Below are 4,049 nucleotides of genomic sequence, written 5' to 3' on the forward strand. Positions count from 1 at the left end.
GTAAGCAGAACAAACAGTAGCATGAATAAAAACGAGTGGCCCAGTGCCACTCGTTTTTTTTAAGCTTAACTGACTCATCCGGATTCCACTGTGCCAGTTCTGCCAGCATAACTTATTGACCATGCAGATAAATTGGTCNNCATGTTGGGCAGATGGGGTTAAAAATGTAACAGGGGTATACTCATGAGTGATAAAGGATTTTTTGCTTCAATCTGCAGCTTTTTCAAAGGATTGTTCTCGTCTGACAACGATAGTTGTTGCAAACCTGAATCGAAAGCAGCTGCGTCAGCACCAACTAAAGCGAATGATGGTTTAACTGGTGTAGAGCGTTACATCCGTGCTCAATCAAACGGTGGTTCATCGTTAACTGGTGTCGAAAAATATATTCGCAACCAATTAGCAACAAATAAACCCATGACTGGTGTTGAAAAATATATTCGCAGCAAAGCCAATGCAGCACCATTAACAGGTGTTGAGCGTTATATTCGCAGCAAAGCTTAAATAGCCTTTATTACGAATTTACTACCCCACCATTGGGTATCCAATGGTGGGTTGCTCGCGGTTTTTAACCGTAAACAGATTTTGTGATACTAAAAATTATTAAGCTCAATAGCTCTACAAACTAACTCAAGAAGGTAAGAAAATGGCGAATTTACTTGATCAATTAAAGCAAATGACCGTCGTTGTTGCTGATACGGGTGATATTCAAGCAATTGAAAAATACACTCCACGTGATGCAACAACTAATCCATCATTGATTACTGCTGCGGCGCAAATGCCACAATATCAAGGTATCGTTGACGATACATTGAAAGCAGCCCGTCAATCTTTGGGTGCGGATGCACCGGCATCTGAAGTTGTCTCTCTGGCTTTTGACCGTTTAGCCGTTTCATTTGGTCTGAAAATTCTGGAAATCATTCCGGGTCGTGTTTCTACAGAAGTTGATGCACGTCTGTCTTACGACACTGAAGCGACTATTGCCAAAGGCCGTGATCTGATTGCGCAATATGAAGCCGCTGGTGTTTCACGTGATCGTATTCTGATCAAAATTGCCTCAACCTGGGAAGGTATTCAGGCAGCAGCAGTACTGGAAAAAGAAGGTATTCATTGTAACCTGACGTTGTTGTTTGGTCTGCACCAAGCAGTTGCATGTGCGGAAAATGGCATTACACTGATTTCTCCATTTGTTGGACGTATCCTTGACTGGTATAAAAAAGATACCGGCCGTGATTCTTATCCTTCAAACGAAGATCCAGGTGTCTTGTCTGTTACTGAAATCTACAGCTACTACAAAAAATTTGGCTATAACACCGAAGTCATGGGCGCAAGTTTCCGTAACGTAGGTGAAATTACTGAATTGGCGGGCGTTGACCTGCTGACAATCTCTCCAGCATTGCTGGATGAGTTACAAAACACAGAAGGCACTCTGGAACGTAAACTTTCTCCAGAAGTTGCTGCAAAATCTGATGTTGCAAAACTGAATTTGGATAAAGCCACTTTCGATGCCATGCACGCTGAAAACCGCATGGCGGCAGAAAAACTGTCTGAAGGTATTGATGGCTTTGCCAAAGCACTGGAATCACTGGAAGAACTGCTGGCTACACGTCTGGCAAATCTGGAAAGCTAATTATTTATTAGCAATCTGCTGTCAGGTTGCGGCTTAATTGTCGCGACCTGATTCAACAGATTTTGGCTCAATTGACTTGCCGCCAAATTCTGAACTATAGTCCCGCTCGCACAATGAAGCGTGGCAATAATTTTTATTAAAATTTTAGGAGTAAAATAACATGGCTGAAATTCAAATGGCTCTGGATTCATTGGATTTTGACGCAACTATGGCGCTGGCTGAACAAGTCGCTCCTTACGTCGATATTCTGGAAATCGGTACACCTTGCATCAAGTACAACGGTCTGAAACTGGTTAAAGCTCTGAAAGCTGCCCACCCGGACAAAAAAATCCTGGTTGACCTGAAAACTATGGATGCTGGTGAATACGAAGCAACTCCTTTCTTTGAAGCTGGTGGTGATATCACTACTGTATTGGGTGCTTCTGATATGGCTACCATGAAAGGCGTTATTAAAGCTGCAAACGCTAACAATGCTGAAGCTCAAATCGATTTAATCGGTGTTGAAGATAAAACTGCTGTAGCTAAAGAAGCTGCTGCTAACGGCGCGCACATCATCGGTGTTCACACTGGTCTGGACGCACAAGCTGCTGGTCAAACTCCATTCGAAGATCTGAAAACCATCGCTGGTCTGGGTCTGAATGTTAAAGTTTCTGTTGCTGGTGGTATCAACAAAGACACTATCCAAAGCACCGTTCGTGCTGGCGCGGATATCGTTGTTGTTGGTGCGGCTATCTACGGTGCACCTTCTCCAGCAGAATCTGCTAAAGAATTACGTGCTTTGGTTGACGCAGCATAAAGGATTAGAAATATGACAATGCATCGTGATCTAGTTGTAAACAAAATCACTGATATCCTGAAAGCGACTGACAGTTCCCTTGAAGCTGAATTTGTTGCTATGTGTGATGATGCCAAACGCATCTTTATCACTGGCGCAGGTCGTTCAAGACTGGTTGGTAACTTCCTGGGTATGAGATTGATGCATAGTGGTTATACCGTGTATGTGCAGGGCGAAATCAGCACACCAAGTATCCGTGAAGGCGATTTGTTAATCGTTATTTCGGGTTCTGGTGAGACAACACAGCTGGTTTCATTTGCCAACAAAGCTAAATCTGAGAAAGCTAAAGTGGTTTTGATTTGTTCAAAATCCAGCTCGACGATTGGCGATTTGGCCGATAAAACCATTCAAATTGGTACTGATTCAAGCTTTGCTCCAACAAAAGGCATGCCGATGGGTACCATGTTTGAACTGTCTACGTTGATTTTCCTGGAAGCCATTGTTTCTCATCTTATTCATGAGAAAGGTATTCCTGAAGAGGAAATGAAATACAGACACGCTAATATGGAATAATCACTTTTTCTATTCTGTAATTTAAGAACGGGCAATCTTCGGGTTGCCCGTTTTTTTATGCCTGTCATTCCACCGCCCGGATGACCTTTTTTCAAGATCGAGACTGAGTAGAGCAAGGAAGATCAATATGAGCTGATAGAGCAACTCAGCGCAAAACGGTATAATGTTCTGCTATCTGAATTAAACCGGTTTTGAGATTTATGTCCGCCAAAACACTTTATGACAAATTATGGGATCAACATGTTGTTCGCAGTGAACAGGATGGTACTGCGTTAATTTATATTGACCGCCACCTGGTCCACGAAGTGACCTCCCCGCAGGCTTTTGAGGGATTACGCCTGGCGGGAAGAATTCCATATCGTTTGAATTCGATTCTGGCGACACCAGATCATAATGTGCCAACAAGTCATCGGGAACGGGGTATTTCAGACCCAATATCACGATTGCAGGTTGAAACCCTTGATCAAAATTGCGCACAATTTGGTATTACTGAATTTGGCTTGAATGATTTACGTCAGGGAATTGTGCATGTTGTCGGGCCTGAACAGGGTGCGACACTTCCGGGAATGACTGTCGTATGTGGTGACTCGCATACGTCAACGCATGGCGCTTTTGGTGCATTAGCCTTCGGTATCGGCACCTCAGAAGTTGAGCATGTTATGGCAACCCAATGTCTGATCCAACGCAAATCCAAAAATATGCTGGTCAACGTCGAAGGTCATGTCAATCCCGGTATTACCGCAAAAGATATTGTGCTGGCCATTATAGGTAAAATCGGTACTGCTGGCGGTACAGGTTATGCCATTGAGTTTGCTGGAGAAGCTATTCAGGACTTATCCATGGAAGGCCGGATGACTGTTTGTAATATGACGATCGAGGCTGGTGCGCGTGCCGGTATGATTGCTGTGGATGACACGACCATTGATTATTTACGTGATCGTCCGTTTGCCCCAACAGGTGAAAACTGGGATAAAGCGGTAAAAGCCTGGCATGAATTACACAGTGATGCAGATGCACATTTTGATAAAGTCGTGACTCTCGATGCCAGCAAAATCAAACCACAAGTCACATGGG

Annotated in this window: 5 protein-coding genes; all 5 read left to right on the forward strand. The window is 43.6% G+C overall.

What is annotated here, in order from left to right:
- The first annotated feature begins 183 nt into the window (after nucleotides 1–183).
- Nucleotides 184–501 carry a hypothetical protein gene (locus B3O33_RS01070; RefSeq protein WP_292361948.1) on the forward strand — a complete coding sequence of 106 codons (318 nt, stop codon included), beginning with the start codon at nucleotides 184–186 and terminating at the stop codon, nucleotides 499–501.
- Nucleotides 502–643: 142 nt separating this feature from the next.
- The gene (locus B3O33_RS01075; RefSeq protein WP_292356641.1) at nucleotides 644–1,627 is read left to right on the forward strand and encodes a transaldolase; all 984 of its coding nucleotides are present in this window, start codon (nucleotides 644–646) and stop codon (nucleotides 1,625–1,627) included.
- A gap of 160 nt (nucleotides 1,628–1,787) precedes the next feature.
- The gene (hxlA, locus tag B3O33_RS01080; RefSeq protein ID WP_292361947.1) at nucleotides 1,788–2,423 is read left to right on the forward strand and encodes a 3-hexulose-6-phosphate synthase; all 636 of its coding nucleotides are present in this window, start codon (nucleotides 1,788–1,790) and stop codon (nucleotides 2,421–2,423) included.
- Between the two features lie 12 nt (nucleotides 2,424–2,435).
- Nucleotides 2,436–2,975: a 6-phospho-3-hexuloisomerase gene (gene hxlB / locus B3O33_RS01085; protein WP_292361946.1), complete on the forward strand. Its 540-nt coding sequence runs from the start codon at nucleotides 2,436–2,438 to the stop codon at nucleotides 2,973–2,975.
- A gap of 200 nt (nucleotides 2,976–3,175) precedes the next feature.
- Nucleotides 3,176–4,049: 3-isopropylmalate dehydratase large subunit (locus tag B3O33_RS01090; protein ID WP_292362758.1), on the forward strand; the 874-nt coding region annotated here is incomplete at its 3' end.

This window comes from Methylophaga sp. UBA1464, assembly GCF_002325665.1.
Lineage (GTDB): Bacteria > Pseudomonadota > Gammaproteobacteria > Nitrosococcales > Methylophagaceae > Methylophaga.